24 protein-coding genes are annotated in these 21,162 nt (G+C 73.7%); 11 read left to right on the top strand and 13 right to left on the bottom strand.

Annotated elements, in window-relative coordinates:
- Positions 1-23: 23 nt before the first annotated feature.
- The 4 genes from ACFY23_RS15055 to ACFY23_RS15040 form a co-directional block, all read right to left on the bottom strand.
- Positions 24-1,004 carry an asparaginase gene (locus tag ACFY23_RS15055; protein ID WP_350683912.1) on the bottom strand — a complete coding sequence of 327 codons (981 nt, stop codon included), beginning with the start codon at positions 1,002-1,004 and terminating at the stop codon, positions 24-26.
- A 73-nt stretch (positions 1,005-1,077) separates the two neighbouring features.
- Positions 1,078-1,920, bottom strand: a complete 843-nt coding sequence (locus tag ACFY23_RS15050) for a 3-keto-5-aminohexanoate cleavage protein (RefSeq protein WP_350683914.1) — start codon at positions 1,918-1,920, stop codon at positions 1,078-1,080.
- 92 nt (positions 1,921-2,012) lie between these two features.
- Positions 2,013-3,125, bottom strand: coding sequence for a folate-binding protein (locus ACFY23_RS15045; RefSeq protein ID WP_350683916.1), 1,113 nt, complete (start codon positions 3,123-3,125; stop codon positions 2,013-2,015).
- Positions 3,122-3,550: a Fur family transcriptional regulator gene (locus ACFY23_RS15040; RefSeq protein WP_350683918.1), complete on the bottom strand. Its 429-nt coding sequence runs from the start codon at positions 3,548-3,550 to the stop codon at positions 3,122-3,124. Before ACFY23_RS15040 ends, ACFY23_RS15045 begins: the two co-directional genes overlap by 4 nt.
- Before the next feature lie 147 nt (positions 3,551-3,697).
- On the opposite strand from ACFY23_RS15040, the gene ACFY23_RS15035 reads away from it, so the two are divergent.
- Positions 3,698-4,546, top strand: a complete 849-nt coding sequence (locus ACFY23_RS15035) for an aminotransferase class IV (protein ID WP_350683920.1) — start codon at positions 3,698-3,700, stop codon at positions 4,544-4,546.
- 48 nt (positions 4,547-4,594) lie between these two features.
- Here the strand turns inward: ACFY23_RS15035 and ACFY23_RS15030 are convergent, their stop codons facing one another.
- Both ACFY23_RS15030 and mtfM read right to left on the bottom strand, forming a co-directional pair.
- Positions 4,595-5,188 carry an FABP family protein gene (locus ACFY23_RS15030; RefSeq protein WP_350683922.1) on the bottom strand — a complete coding sequence of 198 codons (594 nt, stop codon included), beginning with the start codon at positions 5,186-5,188 and terminating at the stop codon, positions 4,595-4,597.
- A 50-nt stretch (positions 5,189-5,238) separates the two neighbouring features.
- Positions 5,239-5,343, bottom strand: coding sequence for a small membrane protein MtfM (gene mtfM, locus ACFY23_RS15025; protein ID WP_267897534.1), 105 nt, complete (start codon positions 5,341-5,343; stop codon positions 5,239-5,241).
- Between the two features lie 12 nt (positions 5,344-5,355).
- Here mtfM and ACFY23_RS15020 point away from each other — a divergent pair, with 12 nt between their 5' ends.
- Genes ACFY23_RS15020 through ACFY23_RS15010 form a run of 3 tightly spaced genes read left to right on the top strand, consistent with a single transcriptional unit; the run spans position 5,356 to position 8,227 of the window.
- Positions 5,356-5,730, top strand: a complete 375-nt coding sequence (locus tag ACFY23_RS15020; RefSeq protein ID WP_350683924.1) for a DsrE family protein — start codon at positions 5,356-5,358, stop codon at positions 5,728-5,730.
- Positions 5,731-5,786: 56 nt separating this feature from the next.
- Positions 5,787-6,167: an SCP2 sterol-binding domain-containing protein gene (locus ACFY23_RS15015; RefSeq protein WP_350683926.1), complete on the top strand. Its 381-nt coding sequence runs from the start codon at positions 5,787-5,789 to the stop codon at positions 6,165-6,167.
- Positions 6,164-8,227: a glycogen debranching N-terminal domain-containing protein gene (locus ACFY23_RS15010; RefSeq protein ID WP_350683928.1), complete on the top strand. Its 2,064-nt coding sequence runs from the start codon at positions 6,164-6,166 to the stop codon at positions 8,225-8,227. Before ACFY23_RS15015 ends, ACFY23_RS15010 begins: the two co-directional genes overlap by 4 nt.
- A 9-nt stretch (positions 8,228-8,236) precedes the next feature.
- Here the strand turns inward: ACFY23_RS15010 and ACFY23_RS15005 are convergent, their stop codons facing one another.
- The 6 genes from ACFY23_RS15005 to ACFY23_RS14980 all read right to left on the bottom strand — a co-directional run bounded on the left by ACFY23_RS15005 (position 8,237) and on the right by ACFY23_RS14980 (position 12,661).
- Positions 8,237-9,088 (bottom strand): hypothetical protein, encoded by an 852-nt coding sequence (locus ACFY23_RS15005; protein WP_350818968.1) that lies wholly within the window; start codon positions 9,086-9,088, stop codon positions 8,237-8,239.
- Between the two features lie 98 nt (positions 9,089-9,186).
- Positions 9,187-9,510: a DUF1416 domain-containing protein gene (locus ACFY23_RS15000; RefSeq protein WP_350684595.1), complete on the bottom strand. Its 324-nt coding sequence runs from the start codon at positions 9,508-9,510 to the stop codon at positions 9,187-9,189.
- A 3-nt stretch (positions 9,511-9,513) separates the two neighbouring features.
- Positions 9,514-10,362 carry a sulfurtransferase gene (locus ACFY23_RS14995; protein ID WP_350684596.1) on the bottom strand — a complete coding sequence of 283 codons (849 nt, stop codon included), beginning with the start codon at positions 10,360-10,362 and terminating at the stop codon, positions 9,514-9,516.
- Positions 10,363-10,571: 209 nt separating this feature from the next.
- Positions 10,572-10,649, bottom strand: coding sequence for an Ms5788A family Cys-rich leader peptide (locus ACFY23_RS14990; RefSeq protein ID WP_311202345.1), 78 nt, complete (start codon positions 10,647-10,649; stop codon positions 10,572-10,574).
- Positions 10,650-10,729: 80 nt separating this feature from the next.
- On the bottom strand, positions 10,730-11,518 hold the full coding sequence (locus ACFY23_RS14985) for a DUF2993 domain-containing protein (RefSeq protein ID WP_350684597.1): 789 nt from the start codon (positions 11,516-11,518) through the stop codon (positions 10,730-10,732).
- A gap of 81 nt (positions 11,519-11,599) precedes the next feature.
- The gene (locus ACFY23_RS14980) at positions 11,600-12,661 is read right to left on the bottom strand and encodes a hypothetical protein (protein WP_350684598.1); all 1,062 of its coding nucleotides are present in this window, start codon (positions 12,659-12,661) and stop codon (positions 11,600-11,602) included.
- Between the two features lie 243 nt (positions 12,662-12,904).
- Between ACFY23_RS14980 and ACFY23_RS14975 the strand changes: the two genes are divergently transcribed.
- From ACFY23_RS14975 to pstB, 7 genes are all read left to right on the top strand, one after another.
- Positions 12,905-13,624: a response regulator transcription factor gene (locus ACFY23_RS14975; RefSeq protein WP_350684599.1), complete on the top strand. Its 720-nt coding sequence runs from the start codon at positions 12,905-12,907 to the stop codon at positions 13,622-13,624.
- Between the two features lie 105 nt (positions 13,625-13,729).
- The gene (locus ACFY23_RS14970; protein ID WP_350684611.1) at positions 13,730-14,626 is read left to right on the top strand and encodes a polysaccharide deacetylase family protein; all 897 of its coding nucleotides are present in this window, start codon (positions 13,730-13,732) and stop codon (positions 14,624-14,626) included.
- Positions 14,627-14,773: 147 nt separating this feature from the next.
- The gene (gene mshD / locus ACFY23_RS14965) at positions 14,774-15,700 is read left to right on the top strand and encodes a mycothiol synthase (RefSeq protein ID WP_350684600.1); all 927 of its coding nucleotides are present in this window, start codon (positions 14,774-14,776) and stop codon (positions 15,698-15,700) included.
- Positions 15,701-16,081: 381 nt separating this feature from the next.
- On the top strand, positions 16,082-17,188 hold the full coding sequence (gene pstS / locus ACFY23_RS14960) for a phosphate ABC transporter substrate-binding protein PstS (RefSeq protein WP_350684601.1): 1,107 nt from the start codon (positions 16,082-16,084) through the stop codon (positions 17,186-17,188).
- A 49-nt stretch (positions 17,189-17,237) separates the two neighbouring features.
- Positions 17,238-18,329 carry a phosphate ABC transporter permease subunit PstC gene (gene pstC / locus ACFY23_RS14955; RefSeq protein ID WP_350684602.1) on the top strand — a complete coding sequence of 364 codons (1,092 nt, stop codon included), beginning with the start codon at positions 17,238-17,240 and terminating at the stop codon, positions 18,327-18,329.
- On the top strand, positions 18,326-19,414 hold the full coding sequence (gene pstA / locus ACFY23_RS14950) for a phosphate ABC transporter permease PstA (RefSeq protein WP_350684603.1): 1,089 nt from the start codon (positions 18,326-18,328) through the stop codon (positions 19,412-19,414). The genes pstC and pstA overlap by 4 nt, the downstream gene beginning before the upstream one ends.
- 20 nt (positions 19,415-19,434) lie before the next feature.
- A complete protein-coding gene (pstB, locus tag ACFY23_RS14945) occupies positions 19,435-20,211 on the top strand; it encodes a phosphate ABC transporter ATP-binding protein PstB (protein ID WP_350684604.1) in 777 nt (258 codons plus the stop codon).
- A gap of 114 nt (positions 20,212-20,325) precedes the next feature.
- Here the strand turns inward: pstB and ACFY23_RS14940 are convergent, their stop codons facing one another.
- Positions 20,326-21,159: an NUDIX hydrolase gene (locus ACFY23_RS14940; RefSeq protein WP_350684605.1), complete on the bottom strand. Its 834-nt coding sequence runs from the start codon at positions 21,157-21,159 to the stop codon at positions 20,326-20,328.
- Positions 21,160-21,162: the final 3 nt, after the last annotated feature.

The following is a 21,162-nucleotide window of genomic DNA, read 5'->3' as shown; positions in this document are numbered from 1 at the left end:
GCCGGCCGGCGCGGCGTGGCGGGCTACCAGACGGGGCGTACGGCGCCGACCGGGAGGCCGCCGCCGAAGAGCGGCACCTCGGCGTACTCGGCCAGTACCGGGGCGTCCAGGCCGAGGCGGCGCAGGGCGGAGACCAGCACCGGCATCCGGGCCCGACCCGCACCGTCGTCGATCTTGAGGGCCACCGCGCCGATCCCGGGCACCGCGGCGGCGATGACGCCCTCGGCACCCACCTTGGCGAGCAGCCCGGGGACGCCGCGCATCAGCCGGGTGTCGTCCGCCTGCGTGCCGCCGACGATCTCCGGGTGGGCGCGCATCGCGTCGGCCACCGTCCGGGGCACGGAGCCGGGCTCCGCCGAGACCAGCCGGAGGTACGCGCCGGCCAGGCCGGTCAGCGACACCGCGAGCACCGGAGCGCCGCAGCCGTCCACCCCGACCGCCGCCGCCCGCTCGCCGGCGAACTCCTCAACGGCGTCACGGAGCCGCTGCTGCAACGGGTGCTCCGGGCGCCAGTACCCGTCAAGCGGCCAGCCGGCCGCCAGGCAGGTCAGCAGCATCCCGCTGTGCTTGCCGGAGCAGTTCATCTGCGTACGGGTGGGACCGCCGCCGGCGCGCAGCACGGCGGCCCGCGCGTCCTCGCCCACCGGCAGGTCCGGCGGGCAGTGCAGGGCCGACTCGTCCAGCCCCGCGCCGGCCAGCAGCGCGCCCACCCGGGCCAGGTGGAAGTCCTCCCCGGCGTGGCTGGCCGCGACCAGCGCCACGTCCGCCGGGTCGGTCAGCGACAGCCCGGCGCGGAGCATCCCGACCGCCTGCATCGGCTTGTTGGACGAGCGCGGGAAGACCGGGGAGGTCACGTCCCCGGCACCGGCCACCGGCGCGCCGTCGGCGTCGAGGACCACCACCGAACCCCGGTGCACGCCCTCGACGAACCCGGACCGGACCACCTCGGCGAGCGGCACGCCGCCCTCGTACGTCTTTCCCACGGTGTGGACGGTACCGACCACCCGGCCGCCCCGGACGGGCGGGTGACCAGGCAGTCGACGCCCGGGCGTACAGGAGTGCCGGCGGGGCCGCCGCTTACCGCGCGGCGGCCGGTACGCCGAGCAGCCCACGCGCCTCGGCGGTGGTCAGCGGCGGCCGCTGGGCGAGCTGGGCGAAGCCGACCGCCCGGGCGACGAGCTGCATGTTGGACTCCACCGGGCGGCCCTTGGCGTAGGTCACCGTGTCCTCCATGCCGACGCGCAGGTGCCCGCCGGCCGAGAGCGACGCCAGCATGACCGGGATGGTGCTGCGGCCGATGCCGGTGGCCGAGAAGGTCGTGCCCTCGGGCAGGTCGCGCAGCGCCTGGTGGGCGGCGACCAGCGCCGAGGTGGTGCCCGGCATGCCGCCCGGCACACCCATCACGAAGTCGACGTGCACGTGCCCGCCGGCCGGCAGGCCGTACTTGCCGAGCAGGCGCTGGAGGGCCGTCAGGTGGCCGAGGTCGAAGATCTCGTACTCCGGCACGATGCCGCGCTCCTGCATCCGGGTGTGCAGGTCGACGATGAACTCCCAGCGGTTGAGGAAGACGTCGTCGCCAAAGTTGAGCGTGCCCATCGTGCAGGAGGCCATGTCGGGCCCCGCGTCGAGCACGGCGAGCCGGTCGGCCTCCGGGTCGGTCACCGCGCCGCCGGAGGAGAGCTGCACGATCAGGTCGGTGCTCTCCCGCAGCGCCGCCACGGTCTCCCGCAGCCGCCCCTGGTCCAGGGTCGGCTTCGCCTCGTCGTCGCGGATGTGGACGTGGATCACGGCGGCGCCGAGCGCCTCGCACTCCTTGGCGGTGAGCAGCAGCTCGTCGAGCGTCACCGGCAGCGCCGGCACCTCCGCCTTGGCCGACTCCGCGCCGGTGGGGGCAACCGTGATCAACGTCCCTGTCGTCATGCCCGGATCCTAGACCGAGGCCGGGGAACCAGTCGACCGTAACTTTTCCGGCCTCAGCGCCGCGAAGGAGAGATTCTTTCGCCGTCCGACGACTAGGCCGGATCGATCGCGGCAGCGGTCTCGCCGACGAGCAGGCGGGCGTCGTCGGCGACGTTGCGCTTGACCACGGCCAGGGCGACCTGGCCCAGCTCGTGGTGGTGCACGGCGGTGCCGACGAAACCGACCGCCCGGCCGTCGAGGGTCACCGGCGTGCCGGCGGTCGGCGGCTGGTCGGTGGTGACCCCGTCCAGGTGCAGCAGGACGAGCCGACGTGGTGGCCGGCCCATGTTGTGCACCCGGGCCACGGTCTCCTGACCCCGGTAGCAGCCCTTGTCGAGATGCACGGCGGGGGCGACCAGGTCCACCTCGGCCGGGATCGTCCGGTGGTCGGTGTCCACCCCGACGCGGGCCCGCCGGGCGGCCACCCGCACCGCCTCGTACGCCCACAGCCCGGCCACCGGCACCCCGTCGCCGCGCAGCTGGGTGACCACCTGTTCCATCGCGGCCCGGGGCACCAGCAGGTCCACGCCCAGCGGGCCGCGTCGCGCCCACCCGCCGACCGGGAGCGGCTTGACGTCGTACAGCGCGGTCGGCCGGGGCGGCACCTCGCCGGCGCGGAACTTCGGGCCGGGCACCGCGACCACGTCGGGTACGGCCAGCCCGGTCACGCCGAGCGTCTCGGCCGCGGCCGGGGCCTCCGGCCCGACCAGCGAGAGCAACGCGTGCTCGCCGGTCGCGTCGCGCGGCTCGACCCTGCTGAAGAACCGCATCTTCTCCAGGTAGGACAGCAGGTCCGTGGTGGCGCCCGGCTCGGTGTCGAGCCAGGTGGTGACGCCGTCCTCGGCCACCATGGCGTGCTGCTCGACGTGCCCGTGCGGCGAGAGCACCAGCAGCTCGGTGCCCTGACCGGGGGCGAGCTGCGCCAGGTGCTGGGTGGTGAGGGTGTGCAGCCAGCCGATCCGCTCCTCGCCGGGCACCGCGACGACGCCCCGGTGCGAGCGGTCGACCAGGCCGACCGTGGTCTCGAGGGTGCGCTGCTCGCGCATCGGGTCGCCGTAGTGCGCGGCCACCCCCCGGACGCCGGCCGCCACGTGCGCCGGCTCGGGCTGGTCCCGGCTGGCCTCGTCGATGCTCTCGACGCTCACCGCGCCCGCGATGTCGATCATTTATCGTCCCCGTTCTCGCAGCGGTCGCAGACGCCGAAGAGGGAGACGTGGCCGATGTCCACCCGGAACCCGCGCTGCTGTGCCAACCGGTCGGCCAGCGGGCTCAGCAGCTCCGGATCGATCTCGTCGATCGCGCCGCACTCCCGGCAGACGAGGTGGACGTGCTGGTCCTCGCCGGCCGCGTGGTAGGTCGGCGAGCCGTGCGAGAGGTGGGTGTGGGTGACCAGGCCGAGCCGTTCCAGCAGCTCCAGCGTCCGGTAGATGGTGGTGATGTTGACCCCCGCGGCCACCTCCCGGACGGCCGTGTGCACCTGCTCCGGGGTGGCGTGCCCCAGGTCGAGCACGGCCTGGAGGACCAGCTGCCGCTGCGCCGTCAGCCGCAGCCCACGGGCGCGGAGCATTTCCGCGAGGGAGGATTCGGACACCGTCCGATCATAGTTCGCCCGACCGCCCCGGCCGCCGGGTCGAACGGCCCGACGAGTTTCCCGCGCCACCCGACGGCGCCGGGCGGGCGGTGACCTGCCCGCACCGGGCGGCAGCGGTGCGCACGCCCGCCGCTACGCTCGGCGGTCATGGTGGCGTCGAGGATCGCCGTGCTGGGGCGCGGGCTGGTGCCGCCCGGGGAGCCGGTGCTGCGCGGCGACGACCGGGGTGTGCTGCACGGCGACGGGCTCTTCGAGACCATGCACCTGCGGGGTGGGCGGCCGTGGCTGCGCGACGCCCACCTGGCCCGGCTGGCCCGGGCGGCGACGGCCCTCGAACTCCCCCTGCCCCCCACCGACGTGCTGGTCGACCTGCTGGAGACCGTGAGCGCCGGCTGGCCGGCCGAGGTCGAGGGCGCGCTGCGGCTGGTCTGCACCCGGGGCCCGGAGGGCGGCGGCCCGCCGAGCGTCCACGCCACGCTGGGCGAGGTGCCGGCGGCGACCCGGGCGGCCCGCCGGGACGGGATCACCGTCGCCACCCTGCCGCTCGGCGTCGCGGCGCGGGCCCGCGCCGCACTCGACTGGCTGCCCGCCGGCGTCAAGTCCACCTCGTACGCGGTGAACACCGCCGCCCGTCGCTGGGCGGCCCGCAGCGGGGTGGACGACGCGCTCTGGGTCTCCTCGGACGGGTACGCCCTGGAGGGCCCGACGGCGAACCTGGTCTGGCTGGCCGGCGACACCCTCCACACCGTGCCCGCCGCCGAGACGGGCGTCCTGCCGGGCGTGACCGCCGCCTGGCTCCTCGCCCACGCCCACGAACTGGGCCTGCGCGCCGACGAGCGCCTCGTGACGCCGGCCGGCCTACGCGCCGCCGACGGCGTCTGGCTCACCTCGTCCGTACGTGGCCTGGCGGAGGTCCGCACCCTGGACGCCGTCCCGCTGCGCCGCTCCCCGCACACGCCCGCCCTCCAGGCCCTGCTGGGCTTCCCCCTCCCCTGACCGGGGAGGGGGAGAGATGGCGGGAAGCGGAAGGGACGGTCGGACGGGTCAGCCGCCCACGCGGACGAGGCGGGCGGAGAGGTGCGGCGAGAGGCCGTGGCCGACGGCGGCCATCTCCTGGGCGTAGAGCAGCGCGCCCTCGACGATGCCGAAGAGGCGGTGACCGGCGGTGACCTCCTTGGCGGTCGCCGTACGGACCACCGCGTCGGTCACGAACTCGAGCTGGGTGCCCTTGCGCTTGCCGATGTGCAGCTCCATGACCCCGGTCGGGGTCGTCATCAGCGCTTCCAGCTCGTCGGTGACCCGCTCGCCGTCCATCACCGGTCGCCACCAGCCGACCTCGCGGCCCGCCGGGCGGACCGGCCTGCTCTGCTCGTCCAGGATCCAGGCGCGCGACTCGTAGAACAGGAACGGCCGGCCGTCGTGGCTGATCCGGATCTCCTGGGCGTAGTCGAAGTCCTCGATCGTGGGGTAGCCGCCCCGGCCACGGCCGCGCCACACACCGACGTACGGCAGCAGGCCGTCCAGCGACGGGTGCAGCTTCGGGCCCACCCGCAGGTCGTGACTCTCCTCGTAGGGATACGGGTCGACCGGCGGCGCGTTCAGCCACGGCGGCGGCTGCAGGGGGTTCTCGTCGCTCACCGGTTCACTCCGCCTCTCCTCGTCCGCGACCGCGAGACGAACACTCGCGCTCACCAACGTCCTCTCGATATGCGTACGGCAAGGTAGACCAGGCCACCGGCGAGCGCGCCCAGGCCGGCGACCAGCAGGCTGACGAACCCGATCTCGGTAACCATCGCGACCATCCTATGCTGGGCCCCATGGCCCGCACTCTCGTCGTCAAGGCCACCGCCGGCGCGGACGCCCCCGAGCGGTGCGCCCAGGCCTTCACCGTCGCCGCCACCGCGGCCGCCGCCGGGGTGGACGTGTCGCTCTGGCTGACCGGGGAGTCGACCTGGTTCGCGCTGCCGGGCCGGGCGCAGGAGTTCGAGCTGCCGCACTCGGCCCCGCTGGCCGAGCTGCTGCACGTGATCCTGACGACCGGCACGGTGACCGCCTGCACCCAGTGCGCCGCCCGACGGGACATCGGCCCGGACGACGTGCTGCCGGGCGTCCGCATCGCCGGCGCGGCGGTCTTCGTCGAGGAGGCGATGGCCGAGGGGGCGCAGGCCCTGGTCTACTGACCCTCGCCCCCTCGATACCGGCCCGGCAGGTCGGGCCAGTCCCTACGCTTCGAGATGTGACCGAGGCGACGGAGCGGTTCTTCGAATCACTGCCGGCGCGCGCCCCGCAGGTGTTGCGCAGTCCGGTCAGCGGGACGATGCAGATCGACCTCGCCCGGGGCAACCAGACGACGCACTGGTTGGTCCGGCTCCAGCCGGGCGCGATCGACGTCAGCCGCAACCGAGGGCCGGCCGACGCGATCTGGTACACGAGCGAGGACCTGTTCGAGCGGCTCGTCACCGGCCGGGCCCAGGCCATCTCGAGCGTGCTGCGCAACGAGAGCAGCTTCAGCGGCGAGGTCGTGCTCTTCCTGATGTTCCGCCGGTTCTTTCCCGACCCGCCGGGCACCCGGGACCCGAGGCAGGTCGCCCGCGAGCAGGCCGGACGGCTGCGGTGAGGCAGTCGGTCAGCATCCTGGACGGCAACACCTTCCTGGTCAGCGACCGGCACGGCGACATCGAGCCGTCCCTCGACTTCCCGACGGGGCTCTTCTCCTTCGACACCCGGTTCCTCTCCACCTGGGTGCTCAGCCTCGACGGCGAGCGGCTGCACGCGCTCTCCGTCGACGACGCCGAGTCCTTCCGCACCCGCTTCTTCCTCGTTCCCGGCGAGCCGACCCACTACCTGGACGCGAAGGTGTCGATGATCCGGCGCCGGTCCATCGGCGGCAGCTTCGAGGAGGAGCTCACGGTGCTCAACCACGCCGGGAGGGAGACGGAGTTCACCGTCCGGTTGGACATGGGCGCCGACTTCGCGGACCTGTTCGAGATCAAGCACGTCCGGCAGAAGCACGGCCACACCACCGCCACCGTCGGCGACGGCGAGCTGCGCCTCACCTACCGCCGGGAGAACTTCCGCCGCGAGACGGTGATCAGCTCCAGCGCGCCCGCGGACGTCGAGGTCTCCGGCATGACCTTCCGGATCCGCCTCGCCCCGCACGGCGAGTGGCGCACCCGGCTGCACGTGACCACCATCGTCTACGGGGCGCGCGGCGAGGACGTCCGCGCCAACCTGCCGCTGTACGGGGGCAGCCGCACCCCGGCCGCGATCCGTGCCGAGCAGGACGAGCTGATCGCCGACGCGCCGAAGCTCGGCTGCGACTGCCAGCCGCTGGCCGGGGCGTACCGGCAGAGCCTGGTGGACCTGTCGGCGCTGCGCTACGAGTCGATCGCCCTCGGCGTACGGCTGATGGCCGCCGGGCTCCCGTGGTTCATGACCCTGTTCGGTCGGGACAGCATCATCACCTCGCTCCAGGTGGTGCCCTTCCTGCCGGAGCTGATCCCGGCGACCATCGTGATGCTGGCCGGCCTCCAGGGGTGCCGGCTCGACGACTTCCGGGACGAGGAGCCGGGCAAGATCCTGCACGAGCTGCGCTACGGCGAGACGGCGGGCTTCGAGGAGCAGCCCCACTCGCCGTACTACGGGTCGGCGGACTCCACGCCGCTGTTCGTCATCCTGCTCGACGAGTACGAGCGGTGGACCGGCGACGCCGGGCTGGTACGGCAGTTGGAGGCCCAGACCCGCGCCGCGCTCGCCTGGATCGACACGTACGGCGACCTGCTCGGGACCGGATACCTGTGGTACCAGACGCGCAACCCGCAGACGGGCTTGCAGAACCAGTGCTGGAAGGACTCCTGGGACTCGATCTCCTACCACGACGGCCGGCTGCCCGGCTTCCCCCGCGCCACCTGCGAACTCCAGGGGTACGCGTACGACGCGAAGATCCGCGGCGCGCGACTGGCCCGGACGTTCTGGGGCGACCCCGCGTACGCCGACCGACTGGAGCGGGAGGCGGCCGAGCTGAAGATGCGGTTCAACCGGGACTTCTGGATCCCGGAGCGGGAGTTCTACGCGCTCGCCCTCGACGCCGACGGCCGGCACGTGGACGCGCTCAGCTCCAACATGGGGCACCTGCTGTGGAGCGGCATCGTGGACGAGTCGCGGGCCGGCCGGGTCGCCGAGCACCTGCTGGGCCCGCGGCTCTTCTCGGGCTGGGGCGTGCGGACCCTCGCCGACGACCAGGGGCGGTACAACCCCGTCGGCTACCACGTGGGGACGGTGTGGCCGTTCGACAACTCGATCATCGCCTGGGGCCTGTGGCGGTACGGGTTCCGCCGGGAGGCCAGCCAGATCTGCGACGCGATGGTGGCCGCGTCCCGGTTCTTCGGGGGGCGGCTGCCGGAGGCCTTCGCCGGCTACGAGCGGAGGCTCACCGAGTACCCGGTGGAGTACCCGACCGCGTGCAGCCCGCAGGCCTGGTCGGCGGGGACCCCGCTGCTGCTGCTACGGGTGATCCTCGGGCTGGAGCCGCAGGGCGAGCACCTGATCATCGACCCCGCCGTGCCCGAGGGGATGGGACGGGTCGAGCTGCTCGACATTCCCGGCCGCTGGGGTCACGTCGACGCCCTCGGGCGCAGCCGCGCCCCGCACGACCCCGCCCACGACCAGGGCCGCTGACCGTCGGCCTCAGGCCGGGCAGCCGGTGGTGGCGGAGAGGACGACCCGGTCGTCCGGGAGGTCGGCGACGACGGTGACGGCGCCGTGCCGGTAGGCGTACGCCTGGGGGGTGTCCAGCAGCGGGACGCGGGCGACGGGGGCCAGCGCGGCGGCCGGGGACGGCGGGGCCGGGACGGCTGCGGCCCGCGCGGTGCGGGCGGCGCCGCCGGCGGGGCAGGGCGCGACGACCACCTCGGGGGCCGCCGCGGCCGGGCCGCCGAGGGCCCGCAGCGCGGCCGCCAGGGCCTCGGTCTCCGCGCCGGTGGCGTCGGCCGTCGGCGCGGCGTAGTCGTCGCCGACCGGCCGGCAGCCCGTGTCGGCGACCAGCCGGACCCGGCCGTCCCCGACGACGGTGCCCTCGACGGTGACGAACTCGCCCGCGTCGGCGCGCAGCAGGGGCCCGTCCGAGGTCACCCGGACCCCGGCCCGCCAGTGCCCCGGGAGCCGGTCCGCGACCTGTTCCAGCAGCGCCCGCTCCTCGCCCGCGGGCACGAACGCCTCGACGGCGCGGACCAGGGTGGCGCCGTCGGCGAACGGGGTGACCCGGCAGCCCCGCTCGACCTCGGGCGGGGTCAGCACGGCGGTGTCGCCGGCCGCCGCGGCCAGCTCGCCGGCCGCGCGGTCGACGACCGGGCCGGCCTCGGCCAGGCTGCGCTGTTCCCGGACGGTCGGCGGGTCGTCCCGCACCGACGTCCAGGTGAGCACCGTCAGCAGCACCGCCCAGGCCACGGTGGCGGCGAGCAGCCAGGGCAGCCACCGCCGGGACGCCGGCCGGTCGGGACCGGTCGGCGGGGCCTGCCCCGCCTCTACGACACCGTTCACGAGGTCATCGTGTCACGCCGGTGGAACGCGCCCGGAAACGGTCGTGGCCCGCCACCCTCGGCGAGGAGGGGCGGGCCACGGGCCGATCAGAGCGTGGGTCAGGAGGCGACGGTGACGGCGACCTCGTTGATGCCCCGGCCGGCGGTCACGGCGGTGTCGCCGTTGCCGTGCCGGGAGAGCGCCCGCAGGGTCCAGGTGCCCGGCGCGGCGAAGAACCGGAACTGGCCGGCCGGAGAGGTCACCACCTCGGCGGTGAACTCACCGGTCGAGTCGAGCAGCCGGACGTACGCGCCCGGCACGGCCTCGCCCGCGTCGGACCGGACGACGCCGGTGATCACGGTCTCCTTCTCCAGGTCCAGGCTCGCGGGCAGCGGGGCGGCCTGGTCGGGTGCGGCGCAGCCGGCGGCGGTGGGTGCGGTCATGGCTCAGGCCTCCCCGGGCTCGTCGCCGAGCGCCACCGGCACGCCGACCAGCGAGCCGTACTCGGTCCAGGATCCGTCGTAGTTCTTCACGTTGCGGTGCCCGAGCAGCTCCTGGAGCACGAACCAGGTGTGCGAGGAGCGCTCGCCGATCCGGCAGTAGGCGATGGTCTCCTTGCTGTCGTCCAGCCCGGCGTCGGCGTAGATCTTGCGCAGCTCGTCGTCGGACTTGAAGGTGCCGTCCTCGTTGGCCGCCTTCGACCACGGCACGCTGATCGCGGTGGGGATGTGCCCGGCCCGCTGCGCCTGCTCCTGCGGCAGGTGGGCGGGGGCGAGCAGCCGGCCCGCGAACTCGTCGGGGCTGCGCACGTCGACCAGGTTCTTGGTGCCGATCGCGGCCACGACCTCGTCGCGGAAGGCCCGGATGGAGGTGTCCGGCTCCTGCGCCACGTACTGGGTCGCCGGGCGGGTCACCACGTCGGTCACCAGCGGGCGGGCGTCCAGCTCCCACTTCTTGCGGCCGCCGTCGAGCAGCTTCACGTCGCGGTGGCCGTAGAGCTTGAAGTACCAGTACGCGTACGCGGCGAACCAGTTGTTGTTGCCGCCGTAGAGGATGACGGTGTCGTCGTTGCCGATGCCGCGCGCGGAGAGCAGCGCCTCGAACTGGCTCTTGTTGACGAAGTCCCGGCGCACCGGGTCCTGCAGGTCGGTCTTCCAGTCCAGCTTGATCGCGCCGGCGATGTGGCCGGTGTCGTAGGCCGAGGTGTCCTCGTCGACCTCGACGAAGACGACGCCCGGGGCGTCGATGTTCTTCTCGGCCCACTCGGCCGAGACGAGTGCGGTGTCGCGACTCATCAGATCACTCCCTGGTGAGGATGGACGGTGAGCCAGCGCGCGGAAATCGATAAATATGACTGTCGCACCACGCGCGGGACCCATAGCTAGGAAACGGATCACGGGTTCGTGCGACGGCGCCGCTGCCGGGCGTTCGGTGGGAGAGCACCGGGGGTACGCGGACCCTGAGTGCCACTGGCTGCGTCAGGCAGCCGAGGACAGCCCCGCCGTCAGATGACGGGGCGACACAGGCAGGTGGCCACGCGGCACAGGTCGACCGCGCGCCGTTTGGTGAGGAGCGTCCCCATGAGCAGGGAGCCTACCAGCCACGCCCGGAGAGGCCATCGGACCGACCAGCATCCGGGACGCGCCGCCGGGCCACGAGGGCTCAGCCGGTGGCGGAGTTGATCGGCACGTTCCGCGCGTCCGCGGTAACCGCCAGTCCCTCGGGCAGCGGCCGGACCTCCCGGACGGTGAGCTGGAACGGCAGGTCAGGCAGGGGCACGTCGATCGAGATGCTCTTGGCGTAGTTGTTGAGCATCGTCCGGGCCAGCGGCACGTTCGGCAGCCCTGCGGCGTTCAGGTCGTTGAAGCGCAGCGCCACCTGCCCCTCCTCGCCGACGGTGATGTCGGCGGTGCCGGTCACGGTGAGCCGCTGGCCGAGGATGTCGACCGGGGCGGTGACGGCGAGCCGGCCGCCCTGCTCCGCGAGCTTCAGCCCCGGCCGGTCGAGCAGCGCGGCGAGGCTGTCGTAGCTGATCGTGCCGGTGCCGTCGACCGTCTCGGCGACCACGTCGCCCTGGCCGGAACGGATCGTGTCCAGCGACGCGCGGACGTTGCGGGCGTCCACGTCGAGCTTCGGCAGCGCGACCACGTCGCCCTGCACGGAGCCCCGCACGTCGCGCATCCCGATGGAGATGCGCTCGTACCGGCCGTCGAGCACCTGGGTCAGGAACGGGAACCCGCCGACCTCGACCTCCGGCGCCGAGGACTGCGCCCCCTGGTTGGCGACCTCCTGCCGGATCTGGTCGGCGATGGCGCGCTCGGCCACCCCGGCCGCGACCCGGTCGGCCACGACGATCAGGCCACCGAGGAGCAGGAGCAGGACGACGAGGGTGACGAGCACCTTGCGCCCGCGTCGCCGGGGTCGCTCCTCGTACGTGTGATCCTGCGCCACGCCGCCTCCTGTCGTGAGTGCCCTGGGTGCCGCGTCGCGGCCCCTCCGTGGTACCCGAACGGGGAAATCCTCAACCGCGCCTCAGAGGACGAGCTTGCACATGGCGTACGCGGCCGGCGCGGCGAGGGCGAAGCCGCCCAGCGGCCCCTGCATGTGCCGGGCGACCCACATGGTCGGCGGCTCCCCCGCCATCAGCCGGCCCGCCTCCGCGTACCCCACGGCGAGGTCGGCCAGCACGGCGGCGACCGCCGCGACCAGCCCGATGATCGCGGCCTTGGTCGGGGTGAAGGGCGTCACCAGGTAGCTGCCGAGGACGGCGCTGACCAGCGTGCCGACCATGGCGCCGCCGACCACGCCGGCCGCGCCCCGGGGCACCTGCGGCGCCAGCCGCGGCCAGGGCGCCACCGCGTCGGTGAGCCGGGCGACGGTGAGCGCGACCCCGCTGGCGGTGAGGCAGACGGTGATGGCCTGGGTGCCGGCCGGGATCCGGCTGAGCGTGATCAGGGTGGCGAAGGCGACGACGCCCACCACGATCAGCAGGGTGCCGCCCAGGGAGTCGGTCACCCGCACCCGGTCGACCCGCCGGACGAGTTGACCGAGCACCCCGAGCAGGAAGGCGCCCACCGCGACGTAGCCCAGCGGCGCCAGGCCGGCGACGTCCGTCTGCACGGCGGCGGCGTCGGCCGCGACCGCGGCCACCACGCTGACCAGGGCGACCAGCAGCAGCGCCGGCGGCCGCATGGCCATCGTCCAGGCCAGCACGAAGAGCAGTTGTACGCCGAAGACGATGCCCGCGAACGGCAGCCGGTGGCCCGGGCCGGAGGTCTGCGCCCCGAGCACCAGGCCGATGCCCAGCAGGAGCGCGAACCCGGCGACGGCCAGCGCGAGCGGGCGGTGCACCTCGACCGGCTCCACCGCCTCCTCGTCGGGCTCGGCGTCCGCCTCGTCGTCGGGCCGGCGCGGCGGCTCGCCATCGCGGCGGGCGCGACGCGGCCCGCCGCGCTCGCGGCGGTCGCCGTCGTCGTCAGGGGCCGGCCCGGTGCGCGGCGCCGGCGGCTGGCCACGGGACGGGCCCGAGGGCCCCGGGCGGGGCCCGTCGGACCACGGGTCGCGGCCGGTCTCGGGCGAGCTGGAGGGAAACACGCCACGATCGTGCCAGACCGGCCGGCCGGCGCGGAGGTCACGGTTTCGGCAACGTTAAAACCTGAGGCGCGATCATGGGCAAGCCGGGCAAACAGGAAAGGACGCGGAGGTGACGCCGAGGCCATCGGTTACGCTCAAGCCGCTACCCGCCCGTCAGCGACGCCGGGACCCACGCAAGTTCATCAGCGCCACACCCTGGGGAAAGGCGCTGGTCGCGCGCGGCCGACGGCCGCCGGGACGGAGGTGATCGTGGAGATCCTGCTGCTGGTGACCGCACGCGCAGGCGAACCATCCGCTGTGCTGCCGGCGCTCGACCTGCTGCCGCACTCGGTCCGCACCGCGCCGCGCGACGTCCGCACCCTGGTGGCCGGCCCCAGCCCGGACGCGGTGCTGGTCGACGCCCGGTCCGAGCTGAGCGAGGCCCGGGCCACCTGCCGGATGCTGCACGCCACCGGGCTCGGCGTGCCGCTCGTCGCGGTGGTCACCGAGGCCGGGCTGATCGCGCTCAACGCCGACTGGGGCGTCGACGACGTCATCCTCGCCTCGGCGGGCCCGGCCGAGGTGGAGGCCCGGCTGCGGCTGGTGGTCGGCCGGCTGAGCAGCGCGACGTCCGGCGCCGGCGGCTCGATCCGCGCCGGCGAACTCACCATCGACCCGGACACCTACGCCGCGAAGCTGAAGGGCCGGCCGCTCGACCTGACCTACAAGGAGTTCGAGCTGCTGAAGTTCCTGGCGCAGCACCCCGGCCGGGTGTTCACCCGGGACCAGCTCCTGCGGGAGGTCTGGGGCTACGACTACTTCGGCGGCACCCGCACGGTCGACGTGCACGTCCGGCGGCTGCGGGCGAAGCTCGGCTCCGAGTACGAGTCGATGATCGGCACGGTGCGGCAGGTGGGCTACAAGTTCGTCGTGCCGCCGTCCCGATCGCTGCCGGAGTCGGAGCACGCCCCGCTGCCCGTCTGACTCTCTTCCCCTTTCGGGGACGTGTTCGTATATGCCCTTTTTGCGCAACTCGCCGGCTCTATTCTGACTGCCGGGTTTGCTGGCAAAGGGGGCGGCGGCGTGCGCATCGACCACGGGGAAGACGGTTCGGCACGGACGGGCAGGACGGCCTGGGATCCCTCCGCCGCGCGCGCCGTCGGCATCGTCGCGCTGGTCGTGACCGCCCTGCTCGGCACGGCGTACGCGCTCGGCCGCAGCCTGATCCCCGACCGGCCCACCGCCGGCGTGACAGCCGGCCAGCACTACGCCGACCAGCCGCCGACGAATGACTCCACGCCCGGCGACGACCCGAGCACCGGGCCCTCGACCGCCGCGCAGGACGGCGACACCGACCCGACCCGCGCACCGACCGGGGCCGACGGGCCGTTCGGCACACAGACCACCAGCGGCACCTCGCTGGTCGCCCTGACGTTCGACGACGGGCCGGACCCGCTCTACACCCCGCAGGTACTCGCCGTGCTGCGCGAGCACCGCGTCCGGGCCACCTTCTGTGTGGTGGGCGAGAACGCGCAGAGCCACCCCGACCTGATCCGGGCGATCGTGGCCGACGGGCACACCCTGTGCAACCACAGCTGGAACCACGACGTCACCCTCGGCGAGCAGTCGCCGAAGTCCATCCGGGCGGACCTGCTGCGCACCAGCGAGGCGATCCGGGCGGCGGTGCCGGGGGCCCCGATCGCGTACTACCGCCAACCCGGCGGCGCCTGGACCACCTCGGTGGTGTCCGTCGCCCGGGAACTGGGGATGACCCCGCTGCACTGGACGGTCGACACGGTCGACTGGAAGGTGCCGGGAGCCGGTCGGATCGCCGCGAGCGTCCGCACGCAGGTCGAACCCGGCTCGGTCGTGCTGCTGCACGACGCCGGCGGCGACCGGCAGGGCACGGTGGACGCGCTGTACGAGATCCTGCCGGACCTGACCAGCCGGTTCCGGGTGGAGGCGCTGCCCAACGGCGCGACGTGAGACGCGGCGACCCGCCCAGCGCGGCCACCCACCCGACCGGACTCGGCGCGCCTGCCCGCCCGACCGCCGGCGTGACGCCCGCTACACGGCCCGGCGGGGCGGGTCGAGGTCGGCGGGATCGGCGGCCGGCGGGACTACCGTGACGGCATGAGCAGCGCCGCACCGACCAACCAGCAGGTGACCCGGACCGACCGCCTCAGCCCCACGGAGATCACCGAGGTACTGGCCCTCGCGGGGGCAGCCGGCGACGCCGACGGGGCGGACCCGTTCGACGAGCACGTGCTGCTCCGGCTGCGGGACCCGGACGCGGCCGCGGTGCACCTGACCGCCCGGGCCGCCGACGGGGCGCTGGCCGGGTACGCCCACCTGGACACCACCGACGGCGAGGCCGGGACCGGCGTGGAGTTGGCGGTGCATCCGGCGTACCGGCGGCGCGGGACGGGACGCGCGCTGGCCCGGGGCGTGCTGGCGGCGGCCGGTGGCCCGGTGCGGATCTGGGCACACGGCGACCACCCGTCCGCCGCCGCGCTCGGCGTCGACCTGGGCCTGCGCCGGGCACGGGTGCTCTGGCAACTGCGCCGGCCGCTGACCGCGCCGATCCCCGACCCCCGGCTGCCGGACGGGGTGACGCTGCGCGCGTTCCGGCCGGGCGACGACGACGACGCCTGGCTCGCGCTCAACGCGCGGGCCTTCGCCGACCACCCCGAGCAGGGCCGCTGGTCCGCCGCCGACCTGCGGGTACGCCTCGCCGAGCCGTGGTTCGACCCGGAGGGCTTCCTGCTCGCCGTCGAGGAGGCCACCGGCCGGCTGGTGGGCTTCCACTGGACGAAGGTCCACGAGCGCCCCGGCTCGGCCCGGATCGGCGAGGTCTACGTCCTCGGGGTGGACCCGGCGACACACCGGGGCGGGCTGGGCCGGGCGTTGACCGCGGCCGGCCTGGCGTACCTGCGGGACCGGCGGGACCTGGACCGGGTCATGCTCTACGTCGACGAGTCGAACACCGCCGCAGTGGCCCTCTACGAGCGGCTCGGCTTCGCCCGCTGGTCCGCGCACGTGAACTACCAGTCGGCCTGACCCCGACACCGGCTCCGGGCCGCCACCCCCGCGCGGCGGCTCCGGACCGGCGGCCCCGCGCGGCGGCTCCGGACCGGCGGTGCTGGCGCGGGCTCGCGGGCCCGGGCGCGTCGGTCACCGGCGGATAACGGCGGCGCGTCGGCGAGATAACGCCGTACCAGAAAAATGCCCATACTTCCGACAGTGGCATCCGAGTTCACTTAACGGACAACTCACCCTCAGCGAGCGGTCACCTGCGCTGCCGCACCTGTTCACCTCGCGTTCATGTGCGACCGGCGAACCGGCTACCTGGCACTCCTAACTTTTGGACCAGCCGGTCAGCGCCGGCGCCCCGGGCCCCCAATCCGGGTGCGAAGTCAGACGTTAAGGGAAACCCCTCAGGTGAAGCTCCAGCGGCACGGCACTCTCGCCTGCCTCGCTCTTACCGCGACGCTCGCTCTCAGCGCATGCGGCTCGGACAACAACGAGCCCGCGAGCAGCGCCTCCGCCTCCGGGTCGGCCGCCGCCGCCGACTGCGCCACCGGCACGCTGAACGCCCAGGGCTCGTCGGCGCAGAAGAACGCCATGGACGAGTGGATCAAGGCGTACCAGCAGAAGTGCTCCGGCGCGAAGATCAACTACGAGCCGTCCGGCTCGGGCGCCGGCATCCAGGCCCTCCTCGCGGGCACCGCCGACTTCGCCGGCTCGGACTCCGCCCTCAAGGAGGAGGAGCAGCCGAAGGCCGACGCCAAGTGCGCCACCGGCCCGGCCGTCCACCTGCCGATGGTGATCGGCCCGGTGGCCATCGCCTACAACGTGAACGGCGTGGACAACCTCCAGCTCAAGCCGGCCACCCTGGCGAAGATCTTCGCTGGCAAGGTCACCAAGTGGGACGACCCGGCCATCAAGGCCGACAACCCGGGCGCCACGCTGCCGTCGACCGCCATCAACGCGGTGCACCGCTCGGACTCCTCCGGCACCACCGACAACTTCACCGACTTCCTCTCCAAGACCGCCGCGTCCGACTGGACCTTCGGCAAGGCCAAGGAGTGGAAGGCCCCGGGCGGCACCGGCGCGGCGAAGTCCGACGGCGTCGCGAGCGCCATCAAGGGCCAGGACGGCACCATCGGCTACGTCGAGTGGTCGTACGCCGAGAACGGCGGCCTGAAGACCGCCAAGATCGGCAACGGTGCGGGCGAGTTCGCCGAGCTGACCGCCGAGTCGGCCGGTAAGACCATCGCCGGCGCCACGGTCGAGGGCCAGGGCGACGACCTCAAGATGAAGATCGACTACAACACCAAGGAGGCCGGGGCCTACCCGATCGTCCTGGTGACCTACGAGATCGTCTGCTCGAAGGGCATCCCGGCCGACAAGCTGCCGCTGGTCAAGGGCTTCCTCGGCCACGCCACCAGCACCGCGGGCCAGGCCGACCTCACCGAGCTGGGCTACGCCCCGCTGCCCGAGTCGGTCCGCACCAAGGTCGAGGCCGCGGTCAAGAACCTCGCCTGACCCGCCCTCACCGACACCACCACCACCTCAACTCGAAGCGAGCGAGCAGATGGGTGAAACCCCTCAGCGCTCGGCCGACGCCGGCACCGGCGGGACCCGCGTGACCCAAGGTCACGAGCGGCCCGCCGGTGCCTCGGCGCGTCTGGCCGAGCCACCAGTCAGCACCCGTACCCCGGGCGGAGCCGGGCTGGGCGGCGGTGGCGCGCTGCCCCGGGCCCGGGCGTTCGGCGCAGAGCGGGCCTTCCGGGGCCTCACCCTGGCCGCCGGCGTCGCCGTCCTGGTCATCATCGCCGCGATCGCGGTCTTCCTGATCGCCAAGGCCGTGCCGGCGCTGCGGGCCAACACCGAGGGCTTCTGGACGTTCGAAGGCTGGTTCCCGAACGACGCGGAGCCGAAGTTCGGCATCGGGGCGCTCGCCTTCGGCACCGTGCTCAGCTCCGCCCTGGCCCTGCTGATGGCGGTGCCGGTGGCCCTGGGGATCGCGCTCTACCTGTCCCACTACGCGCCGCGCCGGCTCGGCACCACGCTGGGCTTCCTGATCGACCTGCTGGCCGCAGTGCCGAGCGTGGTCTTCGGCCTCTGGGGCCGGGACGTCTTCATCAACCCGGTCCGGGACTTCTCCGCCTGGCTGAACACGTACTTCGGGTGGATCCCGATCTTCGGCGGCGACGGCCCGTTCGGGAAGTCCATCATGCTGGGCGCGCTGGTCCTGGCGATCATGGTGCTGCCGATCATCACGTCGCTGTCCCGCGAGGTGTTCCTGCAGACCCCGAACGCCAACGAGGAGGCCGCCCTCGCCCTCGGCGCGACCCGCTGGGAGATGATCCGCACCGCGGTGCTGCCCTACGGCCGCCCCGGCATCGTCGCCGCCGTCATGCTCGGCCTGGGCCGGGCGCTCGGCGAGACCATCGCCCTGGCGATGACCCTCGGCATCACCTTCAACATCTCGTTCAACCTCATCGAGAGCGGCGGCAACACCATCGCCGCCAACATCGCCAACACGTTCGGCGAGGCGAACGACACGGGTCGGGGCGCGCTGATCGCCTCCGGTCTGGTGCTCTTCGCCATCACGCTGATCGTCAACATCACGGCGCGGGCGATCATCCACCGTCGCCGGGAGTTCACGGAGTCGGCCGCATGACCACCACCGTCACGTCGCACCGCACCCGCCCGCCGGCCCAGCCGCCCACCCTGAAGGCCCGGCGGCTGCCGAAGTACGCCGCACCGGCCATCGCGGCGGCCGCCCTGCTGGCCGCCGCCGCGGTCGTGTACGGCGCCGGCATCGGCGGCCCGGTGCTGGTCGTGGTGCTCGGCGCGCTGCTCTACCTGGTCGGCCTCTTCGTCGCGGCGAACGCGGTCGAGGGGGGCCGGTCGGCACGCAACCGCACCTGGAGCGCGCTGATCCACTCCGCGTTCGTGCTGGCCGTCCTGCCGCTGGCCTCGGTGGTCTGGACGCTGGTCAGCAAGGGCGCCGAGCGGCTGGACGGCGACTTCTTCCTCACCTCGATGAACAACATCGGCGCCCGCGACCCGAACGGCGGGGCGTACCACGCGATCGTCGGCACGTTGCAGCAGGTGGGCATCGCCGCCCTGATCACCGTCCCGCTCGGCATCCTCTGCGCCATCTACGTCGTCGAGTACGGCCGGGGCCGGTTCGCCTTCGCGATCCGGTTCTTCGTGGACGTCATGACGGGCATCCCGTCCATCGTCGCCGGCCTGTTCGTGCTGGCGTTCTGGGTGCTGATCGTCTCGCCGTGGTTCAACGACGGCCGGCCGAGCTTCTCCGGCTTCGCCGCCGCGCTCGCGCTGGGCGTGCTGATGCTGCCCACCGTGGTCCGCTCCACCGAGGAGATGCTGCGTCTCGTCCCGGCGCCGCTGCGCGAGGGCGCGTACGCCCTCGGCGTGCCGAAGTGGAAGACCATCCTGCGGGTCGTGCTGCCCACCGCGCTGCCGGGCATCGTCACCGGCGTCATGCTCGCCATCGCCCGCGCGGCCGGCGAGACCGCCCCGGTGCTGCTCGTCGCCGGCGGTGGCGCGGCGATCAACTTCAACCCGTTCGAGAACAACCAGTCGTCGCTGGCCCTCTTCGTCTACCAGCAGGCCGGCGACGCGTCCCGGTACGCGCCGGCGCGGGCGTGGACCGCCGCACTCACCCTGGTCGCCCTCGTGCTGATCCTGACCGTCGCGGCGAAGCTGCTGGCCCGCCGCAACCGGCTCGGCCGATGAACCCCGGAGGTACCACCGCCATGGCCAAGCGCATCGAAGCCTCGAACGTCACCGCCTACTACGGCGCCTTCAAGGCGATCGAGAACATCAACCTGACGGTCGAGCCGAAGACGGTGACCGCCCTGATCGGCCCGTCCGGCTGCGGCAAGTCCACCTTCCTCCGGTCGATCAACCGGATGCACGAGGTGCTTCCCGGCGCCCGGGTCGAGGGCAGCCTCACCATCGACGACCAGGACATCTACGACCGGGACGTCGACGTCACCGCCGTCCGGCGCATGATCGGCATGGTCTTCCAGCGGCCGAACCCGTTCCCCACCATGAGCATCTTCGAGAACGTGGTGGCCGGCCTGCGGCTCAACGGGGTCCGCAAGAAGTCGATCCTGGACGAGGCGGCCGAGAAGGCGCTCCGCTCGGCCAACCTCTGGGACGAGGTGAAGGACCGGCTCGGCAAGCCCGGCGCCGGCCTCTCCGGCGGTCAGCAGCAGCGGCTCTGCATCGCCCGGACCATCGCGGTCGAGCCGCAGGTGGTGCTGATGGACGAGCCCTGCTCGGCGCTCGACCCGATCTCCACGCTGGCGATCGAGGACCTGATGTTCCAGCTCAAGGACAAGTTCACGATCATCATCGTCACGCACAACATGCAGCAGGCGGCCCGCGTCTCGGACCGGACCGCCTTCTTCTCCATCGAGAAGACCGGCGACCCGGGCCGCCTGATCGAGTACGACAACACGCAGAAGATCTTCAGCAACCCCGGTGTGAAGAAGACCGAGGACTACATCACCGGCCGCTTCGGCTGAGCCGACCCGCCCAGCGCCGGCGCCCCGCCCCGTCCCGGGCGGGGCGTCTGCGTCTGCGTCGGGGGCATCCCGGCCGCACCGCCGCCGGCCCGGCGGGGCCCGGAGCGCTCGGGATCAGGCCAGCACGAACCGGGCCTCGCCGTCGTCGGGCAGGTCGAGGCGGGGGGTGACCGGCGTGGCCGCGTCCCGGGTCGCCGCCGCCCCGGCGACGCCGGCCAGGTCGCCGCCGGCCGCCACCTGGGCCAGGTTCACCAGGGTCGGCGGCAGCATGGTCAGCTCGCCCGCCTCCGCCCGGGCCAGGGCGTCCGCCGGGCGGATCCACAGGGTGTGGTCGGCCTCGCCGGAAACGTCCCGGGTCCGCTGCCCCTCTGGCAGGAGGGCCACGAAGAAGTACGTGTCGAAGCGGCGCGGCTCGAACTCCGGCGTGATCCACCGGCTCCACGGCAGCAGCAGGTCCGACCGGAGGGTGAGCCCGCGCCGGGCGAGCAGGTCCGCGAAGCCGCCCCGGCGCTGCTCCAGCGCCACCCGGTCGGCCTCCCAGTCGTCGCCGCTCACGTCGCCCACCACGGTCCCGGCGTCGGGGCCGGCGAGCAGGACCCCGGCCTCCTCGAACACCTCCCGGGCCGCGGCGCAGACCACCGCCTGGGCGGCCGCCGGAGTCAGCCCCAGCCGCCCGGCCCAGCCGGCCGGCGTCGGGCCGGCCCAGTCCAGGTGCGCCTGCGAGTCCGAGGGGTCGACCCCGCCGCCGGGGAAGGCGTACATCCCGCCGAAGGCCATCGCGGCGACCCGGCGGATCAGGTAGACCTCGAAGTCGTCGCCGGCCGGGCGGAGCAGCAGCACGGTGGCCGCGACCCGGGGCGCCGCCGGGGTGCCGCCCTCGGCGCGGAACCGGCGGGCGTGCTCCACCAGCGCCGGGGGTGCGGGGAAGCCGTCGGCGCGGATCGTCATGCG

The sequence above is a fragment of the Micromonospora sp. NPDC000121 genome, from assembly GCF_042899165.1.
GTDB lineage: Bacteria > Actinomycetota > Actinomycetes > Mycobacteriales > Micromonosporaceae > Micromonospora.
Note: the sequence above shows the minus strand (reverse complement) of the source record. Positions and strands in the feature narration are given on the sequence as shown.